Source organism: Pseudomonas sp. ARP3 (assembly GCF_001029595.1).
Lineage (GTDB): Bacteria > Pseudomonadota > Gammaproteobacteria > Pseudomonadales > Pseudomonadaceae > Aquipseudomonas > Aquipseudomonas rhodesiae.
The window spans coordinates 1-20,056 of record NZ_LEKF01000001.1; the positions used below are offsets into that span (position 1 = coordinate 1).

Here is a 20,056-nt window from a genome sequence, read left to right on the forward strand (position 1 = left end):
GCTTGATGGCGATCATCACGCGCCTGCGCGACGAGGGCAAAGTGGTGCTCTACGTGTCGCACCGCATGGAAGAAGTGTTCCGTATCTGCGACGCGGTCACGGTGTTCAAGGACGGCCGCTACGTGCGTACGTTCGAGGACATGAGCGCGCTGACCCACGACCAGTTGGTGACCTGCATGGTCGGTCGCGATATTCAGGACATCTACGACTACCGCCCGCGCGCGCACGGCGAGGTGGCGCTCAAGGTCGACGGTCTGCTTGGCCCTGGGCTGCGCGAGCCGGTGAGTTTTCAGGTGCGCAAAGGCGAAATCCTCGGCCTGTTCGGCCTGGTGGGGGCCGGGCGCACGGAGCTGTTCCGTCTGCTCAGCGGTCTGGAGCGTGCCAGCGCCGGCAGCCTGGCGCTGGAGGGTGAGCCATTGCAGTTGCGCTCGCCGCGCGACGCCATCGCCGCCGGGGTGCTGCTGTGCCCCGAAGACCGCAAAAAGGAAGGCATCATCCCGCTGTCCAGCGTGGCCGAGAACATCAACATCAGTGCTCGTGGCGCCCACTCGCGGTTCGGCTGGCTGCTGCGCGAGGGCTGGGAAAAGGGCAACGCCGCGCACCAGATCCAGGCGATGAAAGTCAAAACCCCGAACGCCGCGCAGAAGATCCTGTACCTCTCCGGCGGCAACCAGCAGAAAGCCATTTTGGGCCGCTGGCTGTCGATGCCGATGAAAGTGCTGTTGCTCGACGAACCGACCCGCGGCATCGACATCGGCGCCAAGGCCGAGATCTACCAGATCATCCACAACCTGGCGGCGCAGGGCATCGCGGTGATCGTGGTGTCCAGCGACCTGATGGAAGTGATGGGCATCGCCGACCGCATCCTGGTGCTGTGCGAAGGCGCGCTGCGCGGCGAACACCCGCGCGAACACGCCACTGAATCCAACCTGCTGCAGCTGGCCTTGCCGCGCCGCGTGACGAACTGAGAGAAAACCATGACCACTCAAAACAATGCGCTGCCCACGGCACGCAAACCCCTGGACATGCGCGCCTTGCTCGACAACTGGGCAATGCTGCTGGCGGCCATCGCCATCTTCGTGCTGTGCGCCTTGCTGATCGACAACTTCCTCTCGCCGCTGAACATGCGCGGCCTGGGCCTGGCGATTTCCACCGTGGGCATCGCCGCCTGCACCATGCTGTTCTGCCTGGCCTCGGGGCATTTTGACCTGTCGGTGGGCTCGGTAATCGCCTGCGCCGGGGTGGTCGCGGCCATCGTCATGCGCGACACCGACAGCGTCATGCTGGGCATTGGCGCGGCATTGCTGATGGGCCTGGTGGTGGGGCTGATCAACGGCATCGTGATCGCCAAACTGCGGGTCAACGCGCTGATCACCACGCTGGCGACCATGCAAATCGTGCGCGGCCTGGCCTACATTTTTGCCGACGGCAAAGCGGTGGGGGTGTCCCAGGAGCAGTTCTTTATCTTCGGCAACGGCCAACTGTTCGGCGTGCCGGTGCCGATCCTGATCACCCTGGTGTGCTTCGTGTTTTTCGGCTGGCTGCTCAACTACACCACCTATGGGCGCAACACCATGGCCATCGGCGGCAACCCGGAAGCGGCGCTGCTGGCGGGCGTGAACGTGGACCGCACCAAGATCCTGATCTTCGCCGTACACGGCCTGATCGGTGCCCTGGCCGGCGTGATTTTGGCCTCACGCATGACCTCGGGCCAACCGATGATCGGCCAGGGTTTCGAACTGACCGTCATCTCGGCCTGCGTACTGGGCGGCGTGTCGCTGAGTGGCGGCATCGGCATGATCCGCCACGTGATCGCGGGTGTGCTGATCCTGGCGATCATCGAAAACGCGATGAACCTGAAGAACATCGACACCTTCTACCAGTATGTAATCCGCGGCTCCATCCTGCTGCTGGCCGTGGTTATCGACCGCATGAAACAACGCTGACTCCATGCCCCGTAAGGACTCAATGTGGGAGGGGGCTTGCCCCCGATAGCGGTAGATCAGAAACAAAAATGCAAACTGACACTCCGCAATCGGGGGCAAGCCCCCTCCCACAGTAAGGCTGTTCGATGTTGTTGCTGACAGCGGTGATCGAGCCCATGAAACAGCGATGAGCCCTGGTCATGTGAAATCAAAAGCTGGGAGGGGGATCGATGCTGGTGCTGGCAGCGGTGATCGAGCCCATGAAACAACGCTGAGCCTTGGTCATGTGAAATCAAAAGGTGGGAGGGGGCTTGCCCCCGATAGCGGTGTGTCAGACCCGGATGTTCAAACTGACCCACAGCCATCGGGCAAAGCCCCCTACATAGATATCCGCACTGTGTTGCCCTCGGGTATTTGCCATAATGGCGCCCGTTTTCGTACTTCCCAATAGGCCCGATATGCAGGAAAACGCCCACACCCCCGTCAAAGACGCCGCCCCCACCGGCACCCAGACCCTGTTGCGTGGCCTGGGGGTGGTGCAGGCGGTGGCGGCGGGTGCGCGGGATCTGAAAGAGATCGCCAAGCGCATCGGCACTACCCGCAGCACCACCCACCGCCTGGCCAGTTGCCTGGTGGACGAGCGTTACCTGCGTGTGGTGCCGCAAGTCGGTTACCTGCTGGGGCCGAAGTTGATCGAGTTGGGGTTCCAGGCGCGCGAAGAGTTGCCGCTGGTCACCCTGGCGGTGCCGTACCTGGACGAACTATCGGCGCTGACCGGCGACACCATCCACTTGGCCATCCGCGAACACGATGATGTGCTCTACCTGCACAAGAACCCTGGCCGCTACGGCCCGGAAATGCGCTCGCGGGTCGGCCATCGCATGCCGTTGGCGCGTACCGGGGTGGGCAAGGCGATGTTGCTGGATGATTCGGTACAGGAATGGCAACGCTTGTACGACGCCAGCCTGCCGGCAGGCGGGAAGAATCTGCAGTGGCCCCACCATCCTGAGCAATCCTGGGCGCAGTTCGAGCAACGCATGCACGAGTACGTGGCGGGTGGTTATGCGTTCGATCTGGAAGACAACGAACCGTCGATCCGTTGCGTGGCCGCACCGGTGCGCGATGCCAGCCGGCGGATCGTCGCCGGCATCAGCATCGCCAGTACCGTGCCCTACATGCCGCTGGAAAAAATGGCCGAGCTGATCCCTGTGATCAAACAGGTTGCAGCACGGCTGTCGGCGGAGTTGGGCGCGAAGGCCTGATCAGACCTTGAGGGTCGCCATGTCGATGACAAAGCGGTACTTCACATCGCCGGCGATCATGCGGGTGTAAGCCTCGTTGATCTGGCGGATGTCGAGCATTTCGATATCGCAGGTGATGCCATGCTCGGCACAGAAATCCAGGACTTCCTGGGTTTCGGCAATACCGCCGATCAACGAGCCGGCCAGCACTTTGCGCCCCAGCACCAGTTTGGCGGCATTGACGGGCGGGTCCACCGGCTCGATCAGGCCCACCAGAATATGCACGCCGTCAAAGCGCAGGGTGTCGAGGTAGGGGTTCAGGTCGTGCTGCACCGGGATGGTGTCCAGCAGGAAGTCGAAGTGCCCGGCGGCGGCTTTCATTTGCTCGGCGTCGGTGGACACGATCACATGATCGGCGCCCTGGCGACGGCCTTCTTCGGCCTTGCTCGCGGAACGGGTAAACAGCGTCACTTCCGCGCCCATGGCCTTGGCGAACTTGATGCCCATGTGGCCCAGGCCACCCATGCCGAGAATCCCGACTTTGTCGCCAGCCTTGACCCCGTAGTGTTTGAGCGGTGAGTAGGTGGTGATGCCCGCGCACAGGATCGGCGCAGCGCTGGCCAGGTCGAGCTTGGCCGGGATCTTCACCACAAAATGTTCGCTGACCACGATGCTGTCGGAGTAGCCGCCCATGGTGTTGCTACCGTCCACGCGGTCGGGGGTGGCGTAGGTCATGGTCGGGCCTTCAAGGCAGTATTGCTCCAGGTCCGACTGGCAAGCCTGGCACTGGCGGCACGAATCGACCATGCAGCCCACGCCCACTAGGTCGCCGACTTTGTGCGCGGTGACGCTGGCGCCCACGGCGGTGACTTTGCCGACGATCTCGTGGCCGGGCATCAGCGGGTAGACGGCGATGCCCCACTCGTTGCGCGCCTGGTGAATGTCAGAGTGGCACACGCCGCAGTACAGAATCTCGATGGCCACGTCGTCGGCCCGTGGGCTGCGACGTTGGAAACTCATGGGGGCGAGGGGAGTGGTGGCCGACTGGGCGGCGTAACCGATGGCGGTGTACATGCAGAGAACCTCGCAAAAACAATGACAAGTGAGGCGGGCCATTGTCCCCATCGACTTGGTTGGCGGCCATGGCGATTGCTCCGAGTCTTATGCCTAAAGCTCCGGGGGAGCAGCTAAAAGCAGCAAGCTACAAGCCGCAAGCTATAAACTGCGCGCTCTCTTGCAGCTTGAGGCTTGAAGCTTGCTGATGCTCAGATCTGAAAACTCCCGAGAACTGCTTTTATGCTATTGACCCGCCATCTCGACGCCAACGCCACGTTGGTTTCCTTGATCGAGGGCCTCACGACCCGTGACGGTTTCTCCCCGACCCACTTGCCTGGCGTACAGGTTTTGCGTGCCAGTTGTGATGTGGCACGCGGCCCGCAGATCTACGAGCCGAGCCTGATGTTCGTGGCCCAGGGCAGCAAAGTCGCGTACCTGGGCCCGCGTACGCTGGAGTACGGCGCCGGGCATTACTTGATCCAGGCGATGCCGGTGCCGTTCGAGTGCGAGACCTTTGCCATGGCGCCCGGCGCGCCGTTGCTGGGGGTGACGGTGGGGATCGACCGCGTGGTGCTTGGCGAGCTGGTCATGGCCATGGGTATTCAGGCCGGACCACCGCCCACTGCGCAGACATTGGCGTCGATGAGTTCGGTGGTGCTCGACGACGCGATGCGAGGTTGCGTCGAGCGACTGTTGCAGTGCCTGCACGATCCGCTGGAAAGCCGGATCATCGGCCCGTCGCGGGTGCGCGAATTGCTGTTCACCGCCTTGCGCGGGCCTCAGGCCGATGTGCTGCGCGCATTGGTGGAGCAACAGGGGCAATTCTCGCGCATCGCCACTTCGTTAAATCATCTGCATGCCCATTACGCCGAGCCGCTGAATATCGAGACGTTGGCCGGCTTTGCGCACATGAGCGCGTCGACCTTTCACGAGCACTTCAAGCGCTGCACGTTGTTGTCGCCCGTGCAGTACCTCAAGCGTTTGCGGTTGTTGAAGGCGCAGCAGTTGCTGCTGGTGGACGGCATGGGCGTGGCGCAGGCGGCGCACAGCGTGGGGTATCAGAGTACGTCGCAGTTCAGCCGGGAATATAAGCGCTACTTTTTGCGCAATCCGGGTGAAGAGCGTGCGGCGTAGTGAGTTCAGGCGAAGACACAATCCAAAGGTGGTAGGCGGGCTTGCTCCCTTCCACACAGGACTGATGTTGACTATAAAAAAGGCTCCCATGTGGGAGCCTTCGCTGGCTTACATATTCGGGTAAGTCGGCCCGCCAGCGCCTTCCGGCGTGACCCAGGTGATGTTCTGCGAAGGGTCCTTGATGTCGCAGGTCTTGCAGTGCACGCAGTTCTGGGCGTTGATCTGGAAGCGCTTCTCGCCGTCTTCCTGGGTGATCACTTCATACACGCCGGCCGGGCAGTAGCGTTGCGCCGGTTCATCGTAGAGCGGCAGGTTGGTGCCGATCGGGATGCTTGGGTCTTTGAGCTTCAAGTGGCACGGCTGTTCTTCTTCGTGGTTGGTACCGGAGATGAACACCGAGCTGAGTTTATCGAAGCTCAGTTTGCCGTCGGGCTTGGGGTAGTCGATCTTCTGGCAGTCCTTGGCCAGCTTAAGGCAGGCGTAGTCCGGCTTGGTGTCGTGCAGGGTGAACGGCATTTTGCCGCCCAGGATGTTCTGGTCGAACCAGTTGAAGCCGGCACCGATGATCGGGCCGAACTTGTGCATCGCCGGGCCGAAGTTGCGGCTGGCGAACAGTTCTTCGTACAGCCAGCTGGCTTTGAAACTGTCGACGTAGTTGGTCAACTCGTCACCGCCTTCGGACTCGGCGAACAGACGCTCGGCCACGGCGTCAGCGGCGAGCATGCCGGACTTCATGGCGGTGTGGCTGCCTTTGATCTTGGCCACGTTCATGGTGCCCAGGTCGCAGCCGATCAGCGCGCCACCCTTGAAGACCATTTTCGGCAGCGAATTAATGCCGCCCTTGGCCAGTGCACGAGCACCGTAGCTGATGCGCTTGCCGCCTTCCAGGTACTGGGCCAGCACCGGGTGATGCTTGAGGCGCTGGAACTCATCGAACGGCGACAGGAAGGTGTTGCTGTAGGACAGGTCAACGATCAGGCCGACGACCACCTGGTTGTTTTCCAAGTGATAAAGGAACGAGCCACCGGTGTTCTCGTTGCTCATGATATCCAGCGGCCAACCGGCGGTGTGCACCACAAGGCCTGGCTGATGCTTGGCCGGGTCGATTTCCCAGATTTCCTTGAGACCGATACCGTAGTGCTGGGCGTCGGCATCGCTGTCCAGCTTGAAACGCTGGATCAGTTGCTTGCCGATGTGGCCACGGCAGCCCTCGGCGAACAGCGTGTACTTGCCGCGCAGTTCCATACCGGGGGTATAGACGCCTTCTTTCGGCTTGCCTTCGCGGTCGACGCCGAGGTCGCCGGTGATGATCCCGCGCACCACGCCGTTTTCGTCGAACAGCGCTTCCTGGGCGGCGAAGCCTGGGTAGACTTCCACGCCGAGGTTCTCGGCCTGCTGGGCCAGCCAGCGGCATAGATTGCCCAGGGAAATAATGTAGTTGCCTTCGTTGTGCATGGTCTTGGGCACAAAGAAGTCAGGCACCTTGGTCGAGGTATCGCTGCTGCGCAGTACATAGATGTCGTCGCGCACCACGGGGGTGTTGAGTGGGGCGCCGAGTTCTTTCCAGTCCGGGAACAGTTCGTTCAGGGCGCGTGGTTCGAACACGGCACCGGAGAGGATATGGGCGCCGACTTCAGAGCCTTTCTCGACCACGCAGACGCTGATTTCCTTACCGGCTTCGGCGGCCTTCTGCTTCAGTCGGCAGGCGGCGGACAGGCCAGCCGGGCCAGCGCCGACGATGACCACGTCGAATTCCATGTATTCGCGTTCCACAGGCTATCTCCTACTCAAGGCTCAACAGGCTTTTTTTCTAATGGATGGAGGTTCGGCATCGTCTTACAGCAACGGTAAGACCCACCGTTCTCTCTAGGTGGCGCATTATATATAGACCACTGTCAGCGTCCAATACAAACGTTTGTTTGAATTGCCCGCAGGCTAGGTAAATCAAAGCAACGCGGCTTATGACTGACCATTTTGCCGTATTGACCAGAATAGGCGTTCCGGTCAAGATACGGTCGGTTTTGCGCTTACCGTAGGCAGACAGCGGGTTTCAAGAGCACGTCCAAAAGCAACGCAACGGTATAAACGGCAGGTATGCGTGCAAAGAATGGCACGCAGTCTACACGCCGCGATTAAGAATGACCTCCCAGTCACCCCTGACGAACGGTCGTCACTTGCGTCGGTTTGCCGCTGCTGAGGTTTTTGGAGGTGCCCTTGTGTGCCGATGAGCATCAACCGCCAGGTTCGCCTAGGCGACTTTCTTTTCACCGGAGAGTAACGAGGAATCCATGAAGGTTCTTGTAGCTGTCAAACGCGTTGTCGATTACAACGTGAAAGTTCGCGTCAAGGCGGACAATTCCGGCGTCGATCTTGCTAACGTCAAAATGTCGATGAACCCTTTCTGCGAGATCGCTGTTGAAGAAGCAGTGCGTCTGAAAGAGAAAGGCGTTGCGACTGAAATCGTCGTGGTGTCCATCGGCCCAACCACCGCTCAAGAGCAGTTGCGCACTGCCCTGGCCCTGGGCGCGGACCGCGCCATCCTGGTCGAGTCTGCCGAGGACCTTACCTCCCTGGCCGTGGCCAAGTTGCTCAAAGCCGTTGTCGATAAGGAACAGCCTCAGCTGGTGATCCTCGGCAAACAAGCTATCGACAGCGACAACAACCAGACCGGCCAGATGCTGGCTGCACTGACCGGTTACGGCCAGGGCACCTTCGCTTCCAAGGTCGAAGTAAGCGGCGACAGCGTTGCCGTGACCCGCGAAATCGACGGCGGCGCTCAGACGGTTTCCCTGAAACTGCCGGCCATCGTCACCACCGACCTGCGTTTGAACGAGCCGCGCTACGCGTCCCTGCCAAACATTATGAAAGCCAAGAAAAAGCCGCTTGAGTCGCTGACTCCGGATGCCTTGGGCGTTTCCACCGCCTCCACCAACAAGACCGTTAAAGTCGAAGCGCCGGCTGCACGCAGCGCGGGCATCAAGGTCAAGTCGGTGGCCGAACTGGTCGAGAAACTGAAAAACGAAGCGAAGGTAATCTGAACATGACTATCTTGGTAATCGCCGAACACGACAACAAGGTGCTGGCTCCGGCCACCCTGAACACCGTGGCTGCCGCCGCTAAGATCGGTGGCGACATTCACGTACTGGTCGCCGGCCAGGGCGCGGGCGCCGTGGCTGAATCCGCTGCAAAAATCGCCGGTGTGAGCAAGGTTCTGAACGCTGACAACGCCGCCTACGCGCACCAGCTGCCAGAAAACGTTGCGCCGCTGGTCGCCGAGTTGGGCAAGGGCTACAGCCACATCCTGGCCGCCGCCACCTCCAACGGCAAAAACATCCTGCCACGGGTTGCCGCGCAGCTGGACGTTGACCAGATCTCCGAGATCATCTCGGTCGAAAGCGCTGACACCTTCAAGCGCCCAATCTATGCCGGTAACGCCATTGCCACCGTGCAATCGAGCGCTGCGATCAAAGTGATCACCGTGCGTGCCACCGGTTTCGACCCGGTCGCCGCCGAAGGTGGTTCGGCCGCTGTTGAAGCGGTTGCGGCTGCCCACGACGCCGGCACGTCCAGCTTCGTCAACGAAGAATTGGCCAAGTCCGACCGTCCTGAACTGACCGCTGCCAAGATCGTCGTTTCTGGCGGGCGTGGCATGCAGAACGGGGACAACTTCAAGCACCTGTACGCCCTGGCCGACAAGCTGGGTGCTGCGGTTGGCGCTTCCCGCGCGGCCGTCGACGCAGGTTTCGTACCCAACGACATGCAGGTCGGCCAGACCGGCAAGATCGTTGCGCCACAGCTGTACATCGCCGTCGGTATCTCCGGCGCGATCCAGCATTTGGCCGGTATGAAGGACTCCAAAGTGATCGTCGCGATCAACAAGGACGAAGAAGCACCGATCTTCCAGGTAGCCGATTACGGTCTGGTAGCGGACTTGTTCGAAGCCGTACCTGAGTTGGAGAAGCTGGTCTAATCCAGTCGCTTCACTTATAAAGGGCCCGGTCGTATGACCGGGCTTTTTTATGCCCGGCTTTTTTGAAAATTGGAGAACCGTGCCATGGACCTGCGCCCTTGGACCGCAATGCTGGGTATCACACTGTTGCTGCCGACCCTGTCGCTGGCTGCCGGTAAATGTGATCGTCTGGTGATTACCGGCAGCCCGGATGCACCGCCGCTCTTATGGCGCGACCCGCAGGACCCCACGCACCTGATCGGTGCCACTGCCGATGTGTTGCAGCAAGTCGCCAGTGACCTGGGGCTGAAAATCGACCTGCTCTACGGCGGCAAGCGCACCCTGGCTTCGGATGAAGCACGCAGCGGACGCATGGATATGCTGGCCGATGCACCGCTTAATCTGGCGGAGCTGGACCACTTCGACTATATCCATCCGGCCCTGATGCAGACCGATTATCTGGTCTGGACGCGCAAGGATTCGGCGCTGGCCTATGCCACGGCCGCCGATCTTCACGGTCATAAAGGCGCTATTTCCGAGCGTGCGCGCGTAAGCCGTGAATTTGAAACCTTCGCCAATCAGCAACTGACCCTGCAACGCTTTCCCACGTTGACGCCTGCGTTTCAAAAGTTGTTGCTGGGGGAGGTGGAATATGTGCTGGCCGGTCGCTATTCCGGCACCGCCATGGCGCAGTCGCTGGGTATGAGCAGCGACCTGGTCGCCCGTGATGTGCCCGTCGATCAACCTGGCCTGTACCTGGCGATTTCCCACAACTCGGCCTGCAATGATCCATGGCTGCGCGGACAGCTGGCCAAAAAGATGACAGAATTGGCCGGGTCCGATGGGGTACAAGCCGCTCTGCAGCGCAATATCGAGCGCTGGAAGGCGCAACTGCAACAATCTGTCGGCACCCCAACAAAGTAGGGATTTTCAGTGACTCTTCGACCTCTTTTCGCGGCCCTCGCCGTTGTCGCTCTGGCGGGATGTGCAGCCGATCCTGCGCCGAATGAACAAATACGCCTCACCCAGCAAGCCCTGGAACAGGCCAGTGCCGTCGGCGCCAATGCCGATGAATCCCCCGAGTTGAAGCTGGCCGAGGACAAATTCGCCCAGGCCAAGGCCGATATGGCCGAGCAATCCTTCAAGGATGCGCGCATGCAAGCCGAACAGGCCGAGCTGGATGCGCGGCTGGCCGAAGCCAAAGTGCTGACTCGCAAGAGCCAGGAACAACTGAACGTGCTCAATACCCGTATCACGCGCCTGCGCAAGCAATTGCAATTGGGAGACGCCCAATGAGCCCGATGATCCGAGGTGTGAGCTGCGCAGTGCTGCTAGGCAGCGCGTTGCTGGGCGGATGTGCCAGCCACCCGAGTGGCGAGCAGGCCTTGCAACAGGCGGGGAGCGACTTTCAGAAGGTCAAGGAAGACGCCAATGTGTTGCGCATCGCGCCCAAGGACGTGATTCGCGCGGGTGAATCCCTGGCCCGCGCCGATCGCTTGTCCAGCTACTGGGGCAGCGGCGCCGACGTCGTGCACTACGCCTACTTGAGCCAGCGCTACAGCGCCATCGCCCGCGAACACACCGAACAGGCACTCAATGAAGAACGCGGCGCCAAGCTCGAACTGGAACGTCAGCGCCTGCAACTAGCCCTACGCGAAAGCAAACTGAGCAGCGTGCAGCAACAGGGCAAATGGCTCGAAGAGCAGATCGCCAGCCTGGCTACCACCCAGACCGATCGGGGCCTGGTGATGACCCTGGGCGATGTGCTGTTCGACACCGGCGAGGCGGAACTGAAAAACTCGGCCAACCGCACCGTGCTCAAGATCGTGCAATTTCTGCAACTGAACCCCAAGCGCGTGGTGCGCATCGAGGGTTACACCGACAGTACCGGTGGCGAGCAGGAAAACCTCAAACTGTCCCGTGACCGCGCGCAATCGGTAGCTGATGTGCTGGTAGACCTGGGCATCGACGAAAAGCGCATTCAGGTCGAAGGCTATGGCGACCAGTACCCGGTGGAAGCTAACGCTTCCGAGCGCGGCCGCGCGCAGAACCGTCGCGTAGAAATCGTGTTTTCCGATGCCAAGGGCCAACTGGGCGCCGCCCGCTAAAGCCTTACGCTGGTTAAAAATGTGGGATGGGGGCAAACCCCTACCCACATTTTTTTTGCACGAGCCTGAATATCCTCAGCGCCACCCTTACAGTTTTTGCTATCACTGCCCGTCGTGCTCGACTATTGTGGCAACTGTCCCCGTACACTTCTAAACTGTGCCGGTATGTTTCACACAAAAATAAAATGCCCGTGAAATCGAGTGCTGCGACATGACCAATCTCTTGCTGTACCAACGTATCGCTCAGCAACTGGCTGAGGATATCCGGCGTGGTGTCTATCAACCGGGCGAACGCGTGCCTTCGGTACGTAAGATGAGTTCCCAGCTCAATGTGAGCCACGCCACGGTATTGCAAGCCTATGCCAACCTGGAGGACCAGGGGCTGATCAGGGCGCGACCGCAGTCCGGTTACTACGTGCATCAAACCCCCGCGCTCACCGCGCCCACGCCGGATATCGCACGGGTGGAGCGCCCGGGGCTGGTCACGCGCAGCAGCATTATCCAGCAGGTTTTGGGCGAGTCGCGCCGCGAAGGTGTGTTCCCGTTGGGCGCTGCGGTGCCGAGCGTCGACTACCTGCCGGTGCGCGCCCTGCATCAGCAATTGGCCAAGGTCACGCGTTTCCAGAGCCCGCGGGCATTCAGCTATATGTTCAGCCCCGGCTTCGAGCCGTTGCGCCGCCAGGTGGCGATCCGCATGCGCGATGCCGGCGTGGTGGTAGACCCTTCCGAAGTGGTGATCACCCACGGGTGCGTCGATGCGTTGCAGATGTCACTGCGTGTGCTGACCCGCCCCGGCGACCTGATCGCGGCGGAATCCCCCACTTATTACGGCCTGCTGCAACTGGCGGACCTGCTGGGCCTGAAGGTCATTGAGATCCCCAGCGACCCGGCCACCGGCATGAGCCTGGAAGCCCTGCAACTGGCGGCCAACCAATGGTCGATCAAGGCGCTGGTGCTCACCACGCGGCTGAGTAATCCCTTGGGTGGCACCATGCCTGAGGAGCGGCAGAAACACCTGCTGCGGTTGGCTTCGGATTTCGATATCCAGATCGTCGAGGACGATATCTACGGCGAGCTGATGTTCGAGCTGGGCCGCACCAAGGCCCTCAAAGCCTATGACCGCCTGGACCGGGTGATCTATTGCTCCAGCTTCTCCAAAACCTTATCCCCCGGCGTGCGTATCGGTTGGATGATTGCCGGCAAGTACCAGCAGGAAATCCAACGTTTGCAGATGTTCAGCACCCATTCGGCCTGTAGCGTGACCCAAATGGGCGTGGCGGCATACCTGGAGAACGGCGGTTATGACAGGCATTTGCGCTACATCCGCCAGGAATACCGCAAGAACCTCAGTGCCTTCCAACTGGCGGTGCAGCAGTATTTTCCGGAAGGCACACAGATGACTCGTCCCACCGGCGGTTTTATCCTGTGGGTCAGTTTGCCCGGACGGGTCAATACCCAGGAACTGCATGTGCGTGCCTTGCAGCAGGGCATCAGCATCGCGCCCGGGTTGATCTTCAGTAACACCGAGCAGTTCAACCACTGCATCCGGCTTAACTGCGGTACGCCGTGGAACCGCGAGGCAGAGCGGGCGTTGATGACCTTGGGAATGCTGGCCAGTCAGTTGTGCCAGGAGACCGCCGCCGGATTTTAAGGCACGGCCGACATACACAATGGGCACATTGCCGATAGCTGGCTAATCACCGAGCTTGTCATGTTGCCCTCAACAGGCGAGCATGTGGCCTTCTGCCGTTAATGCTGTAGGCGATATGACCTCGATGTTCCGAGCTGTTTTGGTGATTGGCCTGTTAAGCCTGTGTAACGTCCCCACGCTGCTGGCGGCGACTCCCGTGAGCGAAAGCAAGCCCGCGGCGAGCGCACAGAACACTAAGCCGGCGCCGGCTAAGACGGCCGCTACTGTGAAGAAAAACGCCGCCAAGAAACGCGCGGCGGCCAAAAAGGCCAAGTCTGCCCACGAAGTGGCCGAGACCAAACTGCCGCCGGCCCAGTTGGACCTGTCATTGCCTTCGGACATGGTCAGGCACTTGCAGCCGCTGGGCACCATGCCCCAGCCCAAGAGCGTGCCGTTGCTGCCGCCGATGTTCGCTGAGAAGCCCACCGACAATAGCGCTTTCCAGATTAACGGTCGCCTGCTCAGCAACGAAATGCGCCTGCAATTGCGCAACGAAGAGCGGCGTGATGTTGAGGGCGCGGCGCTGGATTTCGAATTCAAGCAGTAAACTTTTCCTACCAAGTGACTCGACGTTTCGACCATCTGTCGCAGACTGGTCAGTCACTTTCTTTTTGTGTGAAAAACCGCTGTTGGACCATTTTAAAACGGCTGTTTAAGGGCGTACTCTAGCCCGGCCATCCTATTGAGTCGTCGAGGACCTGCTGGTCATGAAATGCCGTGAAGGCTGTGGCGCTTGCTGCATCGCCCCCTCCATCAGTTCGCCGTTGCCCGGCATGCCCAATGGCAAGCCGGCGGGTGAACGCTGTATGCACCTGTCTGTCGAATTGCTGTGTCAACTGTTCGGCCAGCCGGAACGGCCGGCGGTGTGCAGTGATTTCAAGGCTGATATCGAGGTGTGCGGCACCGACCAGGCCGATGCGATCCGTTTGATCGGCTGGTGGGAACATATGACGGCGGCTTGATGGGCTTTACTCTCGGAACTTGAACAATAAGGAATACAACAATGGGTTCGCTGAAACGAATGGCTGTGGTGTGCGGCTTTACCGTGTTATTTGCGGCCACCGCCCAGGCTGAAGAATGGGTGACCGCCAAAGACGACGACGGCATCAAGGTATCCCTGAGCGAAGTTGCAGGCTCCAAATACAAGGCGTATCGCGGTGTAACGGTGATCAAGGCGCCCGTGGCCAAGATCATCGCTATCCAAGAGGACGTGGTTGGCGCATGTGCCTGGATTCATGAGTGCAAGTCGCAAAAGCTGATCGACAGCAAAGGCGACGAGGCCTGGACCTACACCCAGTTCAACACGCCATGGCCTGTGACGCCGCGTGACTCTTATACCCATGTCACCTCCACCAAAGCGGCTGACGGCAGCGTGACCCGCAAGCTGGAAGGCGTGCCGACTTACAAGCCTGAGGAAAAAGGCTTCGTACGTGTGGCCCAGGTCGAAGGTTTCTGGAGACTGGTGCCAAAGGGCGCTAACGAAACCGAAGTGACCTACCAGGTGCACACCGAGCCAGGCGGCAGCGTGCCTTCGTGGCTGGCCAACAAGTTCGTGGTCGACGCGCCGTTCAACACCCTCAAGGCGCTCAAAGCCCGCGCGGAAAAATAAGCGCGATTGATCGGGTGCTTCCTGCCTTGGGTGGAACGTTTGGCGAACCCCCAAGGTCCAGATAAAGGTGAGCCCACACACGGGTTTTATCGAGGAGGCACCGATGCAAACGTGGCAAATTACCTTCGTTGATGATCACGGCGAAAAATCCGTAGAGCAGTTCACCTGCGAACAAAAGCCCAGCCTCGAAGACGCTGCGCATATGATTCGCAGCAAACTGGTGCCGGTCGCCGCCGAACTCGACCTCAATGACCTTGAGGGGCGCAAGCCAGAGCCGACGGTCAAGATCCTCAAAGACCAGAACAGTATCCAGATTCTCGACATTTCTCCCGCCGCCTGAATATTCCCTGTCCTCCACCCAAGCGCCTCTGGTGGAGGCGATTGCTTCGCGCTACTCTGCAAACGAGATCAGCGAATGAATCGCTAAGGTCTGGTCTTGTCAGCTACATGCTTGTTTTCCAGCGGTGAAACCATTGCCGTAGTTCCCGTGCCAGTAAGGCGCGGGCTTCGGGAAGCACGGAAAGTCTATCCATCGTATTGAGGAGCACTTTTCATGAGCACAGCCTATCAAGAAGACATCAGCACCCACGTTCTGCGCCGCATGAAAGAAGGCGGTTTCGATTTTTCACGGTTTCATCCCATTGAGTTCTACGCGATTTTCCCGGACGAAGAACGGGCGCGCAGAGCAGCGGGCGAATTTCGTGGCGAATCCCTGAACGCTCAGGTCAGCGCGCGCGATGATGGCGCCTGGTACTTGGAACTGAGCAAGATCATGTCTGCAACCTACGACGGCATAGGAGACTTCGAGCAAGACTTTGAAGCAGTGGTCGAGCCCTTGGGCGGCATTATCGAGGGCTGGGGCGTCAAGCAGGAGGTGCGGGGCCGGCCGATGTAATTGTGCGTCTTCCACATCGTTAGCAACGCAGCGTATCGGCTGACCTTCGGGTCGGCCGATTTTGTTTGCGCCGGCGCGAACCCCGGCGGAACTTGCGGGCTCTTTTCATGCACCAAAAAAAAGCCACCCGAGTAGGGTGGCCGAAGGGAAGAGCGGAGCGCTGAAGGTCTGTTCAGCAGATGGTGGCGATTATCCGCAGCTATGGCGGGCCAGTGAAATCAACTCTGACTATGCTCTTGATAGTCAAAGCCCGCATTACGATGAAGCGCGCCACGACACACCAGGCATTCGACGCACCAGGAAGGTGCGATTAACTGCCTGGGTCTATTCAACTCACTGATTTTTAAGTGTTTATGCCGATGGCACGGGCCTTGCGATGGTTCTTGCGTCCGGGTGACAAGGAGTACGGCATGATCCGCACTTATTACGACGAAATGTACGACGGGGCAGGGCAGGTCCGCCCCCATTACCGCGAGTTCGCCCGCTGGTTGGCCCAAACCCCTGATGAACTGCTGGCCCAGCGCCGGCGCGAAGCCGATTTGCTGTTTCACCGCGCCGGGATCACCTTCACCCTGTACGGTGACGAACAGGGCACCGAGCGCCTGATCCCTTTCGACACCATCCCCCGCAGCATACCGGCCAGTGAATGGCGGATTATCGAGCGTGGCTGTATTCAGCGGGTCAAGGCGTTGAATATGTTTCTCGCTGACCTTTACCACGAGCAACGCATCATCAAAGCGGGGATCATTCCCGCCGAACAGGTGCTGGCTAACGAGCAATACCAATTGGCAATGCAGGGCCTGAACTTGCACGGCAATCTGTATGCCCACATTGCCGGGGTCGATCTCGTACGCGATGGCGACGGCACGTACTACGTGCTGGAAGATAACCTGCGTACACCCAGCGGTGTCAGCTACATGCTTGAAGACCGCAAGATGATGATGCGCCTGTTCCCCGAACTGTTCGCCGCCCAGCGCATTGCGCCGATCGATCATTACCCCAACCTGCTGCTCGATACCCTAAAAAGCGCCAGCCCCCTGGATAACCCCAGCGTGGTGGTGCTGACCCCGGGCCGATTCAACAGCGCGTTTTTCGAACATGCGTTTCTCGCCCGGGAAATGGGCGTGGAACTGGTTGAAGGCGCCGACCTGTTCGTGCGCGATGACCGTGTATTTATGCGCACCACCGACGGCCCCAAAGCGGTGGATGTGATTTATCGCCGTCTCGACGACGCGTTCCTCGACCCCTTGGCCTTCAACCCGGAGTCCATGCTCGGAGTGCCCGGCCTGTTGGCTGCCTATCGTTCGGGCAATGTGGTGCTGGCCAATGCCATCGGTACAGGCGTCGCGGATGACAAGTCGGTGTACCCCTTCGTCACCGAGATGATCCGCTTTTACCTGGATGAAGAGCCGATCCTGCAGAACGTTCCGACCTTTCAATGCCGTAAGCCTGACGAGTTATCCCACGTACTGGCTAACCTGCCGCAGTTGGTGGTCAAGGAGACCCAAGGCTCCGGCGGCTACGGCATGCTGGTCGGCCCGGCCTCCACGGCGGCGCAAATCGAGGCCTTTCGCGCGCGCATCATGGCCAAGCCCCATGCCTATATCGCCCAGCCGACGCTGTGTCTATCCACGTGCCCGACCTTTGTGGAAAACGGTATTGCCCCGCGCCATATCGACCTGCGCCCGTTTGTGCTGTCCGGCAAGGAGACGCGTGTGGTCCCCGGCGGCCTGACTCGCGTGGCCCTGCGCGAAGGCTCGCTGGTGGTCAACTCGTCCCAGGGCGGCGGCACCAAAGACACCTGGGTGGTGGAGGACTGATGCCATGTTGAGTCGAACTGCTTCGGATCTGTATTGGATGTCGCGCTACCTGGAGCGTGCGGAAAACCTCGCGCGCATGCTCGACGTGAGTTATTCGCTGTCGCTGATGCCCCAGGACGGACGCGGCGATGGCCTGCATGAACTGGCGATGCCGTTGTTGATCACCGGCACCCTGGAGGATTACCACGAGCGCCACGGCCAGTTGCACGCCGAGCGCCTGCTGCACTTCTTTGCCCTGGACGCAGCAAACCCCGCCAGTATCTACAGTTGCCTGGGCGCAGCGCGGGCCAGCGCCCATGCGGTGCGTGGGCGAATCACCGCAGACATGTGGGAAAACATCAATGCCACTTGGCTGGACATTCGCGATATCGCCCAGCAAGGCCTGAGCCGTTATGGCATGAGCCGTTTCTGCGAGTGGGTCAAGGAGCGCTCCCACCTGTTCCGTGGCGCGACCTACGGCACCATCATGCGTAATGACGCATTTCGTTTCATTCGCTTGGGGACCTTTATCGAGCGCGCCGACAACACGCTTCGTCTATTGGATGCGCGCTATGAAATGGCCGGCGACCACGCCGACGCGGTCACCGATGGTACGGCTCACGCCTACTACCAGTGGAGCGCGTTGCTGCGTGCTTTGTCCTCGTTCGAGGCTTACACCGAAATCTATCGCGACGCCCCCGGTGCCCGGCAAGTGGCGCAGTTGCTGCTGTTGCGCGCCGATGTACCGCGCTCGCTGCGTGCGTGCAGCGAAGAGATCGACCAGATCCTCGCCAGCCTACCGGGCCTCAATGGCCGCCCGGCGCAGCGCCTGGCCGCCGAGATGGATGCGCGCCTGCGCTTCACCGCCATCGATGAAATCCTTGAAGAAGGCCTGCATGCCTGGCTGACCGACTTTATCCCCCTGGTCCGCCAATTGGGCGATGCCATCTACCATTCCTACTTGGAGGCGGCATGAGACTTTCCATCAGCCACGAAACCACCTACCACTATGAAGACCAAGTGCGCGCCAGCATCCAGTACCTGCGCCTCACGCCCCACGACAGCGAGCGCCAGCATGTGCTCAGCTGGCAACTGGATCTGCCGCGCCCGGTGCGCGCGCAGGTCGACCCGTTCGGCAATATCCTGCATGTGCTGACCCTGGATGAGCCCCACGACGCCATCATCATCGGCGCCCGTGGTCAGGTGGATATCGATGAGTTGCGCGAGGCCGAGCACGAGCAACAGTCGGCCTATCCATTCCTGCGCGGCACTCGCCTGACCGAGGCCGATGAAGCCCTGCGCGGGTTCGCCCAGCAGCAGTGCGGCCAACGGCGCGACCGCAGCGCCCTGATTGATTTGATGCACGCACTCAACGAAACCATGGTCTACACGCCTGGCGCCACTGAAGTCGACACCTGCGCCGCTCATGCTTTCGCTGGCCGTGCGGGGGTATGCCAGGACCATGCCCATGTGTTCCTGGCTTGCGCGCGCAGCCTGGGGATTCCTGCGCGATATGTGTCGGGGTATTTGTACAGCGAAGACAGCACTCACTTGGCCAGCCACGCCTGGGCCGAAGCCTGGCTTGACGACGCCTGGTACAGCTTCGACGTGACCAACCGTCTGGCACGTCCGGAACGCCACTTGAAACTGGCCGTGGGCCTGGATTATCTCGATGCCTGCCCGGTACGCGGCATGCGCCGGGGTGGCGGGCATGAACAGATGCACGCCAAAGTGTCCGTGGCGCCGATGCCGGTCATTTCAGTCCAGCAGCAATAACCAGCCTCCACCGTGAAGCTCACCCGCCAAACGAAGGTGAGCGCTGAGCTTTACGGCTGCTTACGCCCCGCCATGTGCTTCAGATAGCCCACCAGCAGGTCCAGTTCATGGTCCGGCAACACGCTGGCGGTGAACGCGGGCATTTTTGCCTGTGGCCAATGCCGTAGGCTTTGCGGATCACGGATGTAGCGCTTGAGGAAATCGGCGGCGAAATATTCCGTAGGGTTGAAGGGAATATTCAGGTCCGGTCCCACCTGCGCATCCCCCGCGCCATTGAGGCGATGGCACGCCAGGCAGTTTTTCTGGAACAGTGCAAAACCCTGATTGATCGGGTCATCGGCTGCGAGTTTCGGGTCGGGTAGGAGGGCGGGAAAGCGCTCCGCCACGGTTTTCAACTGTTTGATGCTGGAAATTTGGAATGGCCACTGTTCGGGGCTGATAGGCCCGGCCTGTGGGTCGGTCCACACCAGATAGAACGGACCTGCGCTAGGCTTGCCGTCGGCCAGTGCCGGCCATGGCTGCGCGGGGTCTTCCACGGCCAGCCAGGCGCGGGCACCGTGGGTTTGCAGCAGTGGGCCAGCGCTCAGCTCGGCGGCGAAGCCATCCAGTGCAACGGCTTGCACATGGTGTTCCGGCTTAAGACCCGGCAGGAGTAGCGCCAGCGGCACTGCGCGATACGTCATGGTGCGCTTGTAGGAAACGTCATCAACGATATGCACAGTTTGCGCAGCCGGATGCTTGAGCAGGTCGGCGCTCTGCCAGGTCTTGCTGGCGTGGTCGAGTTCGATGGTCAGGGACGCCGCCGTGACCGGCAGGGCAAACAGCACGAGGAGAAGGGCGAAGATCGGTTTCAAGAGGAAGGCCCGGTAATAAG

General features: G+C 60.5%; 21 protein-coding genes. 18 read left to right on the plus strand and 3 right to left on the minus strand.

Annotated elements, in window-relative coordinates:
- The 3 genes from ABX75_RS00005 to ABX75_RS00015 form a co-directional block, all read left to right on the plus strand.
- Positions 1–968: ATP-binding cassette domain-containing protein (locus tag ABX75_RS00005; RefSeq protein WP_047881258.1), on the plus strand; the 968-nt coding region annotated here is incomplete at its 5' end.
- Between the two features lie 9 nt (positions 969–977).
- On the plus strand, positions 978–1,946 hold the full coding sequence (araH, locus tag ABX75_RS00010; protein ID WP_034096889.1) for an L-arabinose ABC transporter permease AraH: 969 nt from the start codon (positions 978–980) through the stop codon (positions 1,944–1,946).
- Positions 1,947–2,383: 437 nt separating this feature from the next.
- A complete protein-coding gene (locus ABX75_RS00015; protein ID WP_034099772.1) occupies positions 2,384–3,187 on the plus strand; it encodes an IclR family transcriptional regulator in 804 nt (267 codons plus the stop codon).
- Here ABX75_RS00015 and ABX75_RS00020 read toward each other — a convergent pair whose 3' ends face one another.
- Positions 3,188–4,240, minus strand: coding sequence for an NAD(P)-dependent alcohol dehydrogenase (locus tag ABX75_RS00020; RefSeq protein ID WP_034099771.1), 1,053 nt, complete (start codon positions 4,238–4,240; stop codon positions 3,188–3,190).
- A gap of 222 nt (positions 4,241–4,462) precedes the next feature.
- On the opposite strand from ABX75_RS00020, the gene ABX75_RS00025 reads away from it, so the two are divergent.
- Positions 4,463–5,356 (plus strand): AraC family transcriptional regulator, encoded by an 894-nt coding sequence (locus ABX75_RS00025; RefSeq protein WP_034099770.1) that lies wholly within the window; start codon positions 4,463–4,465, stop codon positions 5,354–5,356.
- 108 nt (positions 5,357–5,464) lie between these two features.
- Here the strand turns inward: ABX75_RS00025 and ABX75_RS00030 are convergent, their stop codons facing one another.
- On the minus strand, positions 5,465–7,129 hold the full coding sequence (locus ABX75_RS00030) for an electron transfer flavoprotein-ubiquinone oxidoreductase (protein WP_034099769.1): 1,665 nt from the start codon (positions 7,127–7,129) through the stop codon (positions 5,465–5,467).
- Positions 7,130–7,644: 515 nt separating this feature from the next.
- Between ABX75_RS00030 and ABX75_RS00035 the strand changes: the two genes are divergently transcribed.
- The 14 genes from ABX75_RS00035 to ABX75_RS00100 all read left to right on the plus strand — a co-directional run bounded on the left by ABX75_RS00035 (position 7,645) and on the right by ABX75_RS00100 (position 19,182).
- On the plus strand, positions 7,645–8,394 hold the full coding sequence (locus ABX75_RS00035; RefSeq protein WP_034099768.1) for an electron transfer flavoprotein subunit beta/FixA family protein: 750 nt from the start codon (positions 7,645–7,647) through the stop codon (positions 8,392–8,394).
- 2 nt (positions 8,395–8,396) lie between these two features.
- On the plus strand, positions 8,397–9,326 hold the full coding sequence (locus ABX75_RS00040; RefSeq protein ID WP_047881259.1) for an electron transfer flavoprotein subunit alpha/FixB family protein: 930 nt from the start codon (positions 8,397–8,399) through the stop codon (positions 9,324–9,326).
- An 84-nt stretch (positions 9,327–9,410) separates the two neighbouring features.
- Complete coding sequence (locus ABX75_RS00045; protein WP_047881260.1) at positions 9,411–10,229, plus strand: ABC transporter substrate-binding protein; 819 nt, start codon at positions 9,411–9,413, stop codon at positions 10,227–10,229.
- Positions 10,230–10,238: 9 nt separating this feature from the next.
- Positions 10,239–10,601, plus strand: a complete 363-nt coding sequence (locus ABX75_RS00050) for a DUF4398 domain-containing protein (protein WP_034099765.1) — start codon at positions 10,239–10,241, stop codon at positions 10,599–10,601.
- On the plus strand, positions 10,598–11,413 hold the full coding sequence (locus ABX75_RS00055) for an OmpA family protein (protein ID WP_034099764.1): 816 nt from the start codon (positions 10,598–10,600) through the stop codon (positions 11,411–11,413). Before ABX75_RS00050 ends, ABX75_RS00055 begins: the two co-directional genes overlap by 4 nt.
- 211 nt (positions 11,414–11,624) lie before the next feature.
- The gene (locus ABX75_RS00060) at positions 11,625–13,064 is read left to right on the plus strand and encodes a PLP-dependent aminotransferase family protein (protein ID WP_034099763.1); all 1,440 of its coding nucleotides are present in this window, start codon (positions 11,625–11,627) and stop codon (positions 13,062–13,064) included.
- A gap of 115 nt (positions 13,065–13,179) precedes the next feature.
- Positions 13,180–13,650 carry a hypothetical protein gene (locus ABX75_RS00065; RefSeq protein ID WP_047881261.1) on the plus strand — a complete coding sequence of 157 codons (471 nt, stop codon included), beginning with the start codon at positions 13,180–13,182 and terminating at the stop codon, positions 13,648–13,650.
- A 160-nt stretch (positions 13,651–13,810) separates the two neighbouring features.
- Positions 13,811–14,065 (plus strand): YkgJ family cysteine cluster protein, encoded by a 255-nt coding sequence (locus ABX75_RS00070; protein WP_034099761.1) that lies wholly within the window; start codon positions 13,811–13,813, stop codon positions 14,063–14,065.
- A gap of 41 nt (positions 14,066–14,106) precedes the next feature.
- Positions 14,107–14,712 carry an START domain-containing protein gene (locus tag ABX75_RS00075; protein WP_047881262.1) on the plus strand — a complete coding sequence of 202 codons (606 nt, stop codon included), beginning with the start codon at positions 14,107–14,109 and terminating at the stop codon, positions 14,710–14,712.
- Positions 14,713–14,815: 103 nt separating this feature from the next.
- On the plus strand, positions 14,816–15,052 hold the full coding sequence (locus tag ABX75_RS00080; protein WP_034099759.1) for a hypothetical protein: 237 nt from the start codon (positions 14,816–14,818) through the stop codon (positions 15,050–15,052).
- Positions 15,053–15,265: 213 nt separating this feature from the next.
- The gene (locus ABX75_RS00085) at positions 15,266–15,607 is read left to right on the plus strand and encodes a ribonuclease E inhibitor RraB (protein ID WP_034099758.1); all 342 of its coding nucleotides are present in this window, start codon (positions 15,266–15,268) and stop codon (positions 15,605–15,607) included.
- 410 nt (positions 15,608–16,017) lie between these two features.
- A complete protein-coding gene (locus ABX75_RS00090; protein WP_034099757.1) occupies positions 16,018–17,427 on the plus strand; it encodes a circularly permuted type 2 ATP-grasp protein in 1,410 nt (469 codons plus the stop codon).
- A gap of 4 nt (positions 17,428–17,431) precedes the next feature.
- Positions 17,432–18,382, plus strand: a complete 951-nt coding sequence (locus ABX75_RS00095) for an alpha-E domain-containing protein (RefSeq protein WP_034099756.1) — start codon at positions 17,432–17,434, stop codon at positions 18,380–18,382.
- Positions 18,379–19,182, plus strand: coding sequence for a transglutaminase family protein (locus tag ABX75_RS00100; RefSeq protein WP_034099755.1), 804 nt, complete (start codon positions 18,379–18,381; stop codon positions 19,180–19,182). The genes ABX75_RS00095 and ABX75_RS00100 overlap by 4 nt, the downstream gene beginning before the upstream one ends.
- Before the next feature lie 50 nt (positions 19,183–19,232).
- On the opposite strand, the gene ABX75_RS00105 is transcribed toward ABX75_RS00100, so the two are convergent.
- Complete coding sequence (locus tag ABX75_RS00105; protein WP_034114886.1) at positions 19,233–20,036, minus strand: cytochrome c; 804 nt, start codon at positions 20,034–20,036, stop codon at positions 19,233–19,235.
- Between the last annotated feature and the right edge of the window lie 20 nt (positions 20,037–20,056).

Coding starts and splice junctions, on each gene's coding strand:
- araH (WP_034096889.1), top strand. CDS start 978: ATGACCACTCAAAACAATGCGCTGCCCACGGCACGCAAACCCCTGGAC.
- ABX75_RS00015 (WP_034099772.1), top strand. CDS start 2,384: ATGCAGGAAAACGCCCACACCCCCGTCAAAGACGCCGCCCCCACCGGC.
- ABX75_RS00020 (WP_034099771.1), bottom strand. CDS start 4,240: ATGTACACCGCCATCGGTTACGCCGCCCAGTCGGCCACCACTCCCCTC.
- ABX75_RS00025 (WP_034099770.1), top strand. CDS start 4,463: ATGCTATTGACCCGCCATCTCGACGCCAACGCCACGTTGGTTTCCTTG.
- ABX75_RS00035 (WP_034099768.1), top strand. CDS start 7,645: ATGAAGGTTCTTGTAGCTGTCAAACGCGTTGTCGATTACAACGTGAAA.
- ABX75_RS00040 (WP_047881259.1), top strand. CDS start 8,397: ATGACTATCTTGGTAATCGCCGAACACGACAACAAGGTGCTGGCTCCG.
- ABX75_RS00045 (WP_047881260.1), top strand. CDS start 9,411: ATGGACCTGCGCCCTTGGACCGCAATGCTGGGTATCACACTGTTGCTG.
- ABX75_RS00055 (WP_034099764.1), top strand. CDS start 10,598: ATGAGCCCGATGATCCGAGGTGTGAGCTGCGCAGTGCTGCTAGGCAGC.
- ABX75_RS00060 (WP_034099763.1), top strand. CDS start 11,625: ATGACCAATCTCTTGCTGTACCAACGTATCGCTCAGCAACTGGCTGAG.
- ABX75_RS00065 (WP_047881261.1), top strand. CDS start 13,180: ATGACCTCGATGTTCCGAGCTGTTTTGGTGATTGGCCTGTTAAGCCTG.
- ABX75_RS00070 (WP_034099761.1), top strand. CDS start 13,811: ATGAAATGCCGTGAAGGCTGTGGCGCTTGCTGCATCGCCCCCTCCATC.
- ABX75_RS00075 (WP_047881262.1), top strand. CDS start 14,107: ATGGGTTCGCTGAAACGAATGGCTGTGGTGTGCGGCTTTACCGTGTTA.
- ABX75_RS00080 (WP_034099759.1), top strand. CDS start 14,816: ATGCAAACGTGGCAAATTACCTTCGTTGATGATCACGGCGAAAAATCC.
- ABX75_RS00085 (WP_034099758.1), top strand. CDS start 15,266: ATGAGCACAGCCTATCAAGAAGACATCAGCACCCACGTTCTGCGCCGC.
- ABX75_RS00090 (WP_034099757.1), top strand. CDS start 16,018: ATGATCCGCACTTATTACGACGAAATGTACGACGGGGCAGGGCAGGTC.
- ABX75_RS00095 (WP_034099756.1), top strand. CDS start 17,432: ATGTTGAGTCGAACTGCTTCGGATCTGTATTGGATGTCGCGCTACCTG.
- ABX75_RS00100 (WP_034099755.1), top strand. CDS start 18,379: ATGAGACTTTCCATCAGCCACGAAACCACCTACCACTATGAAGACCAA.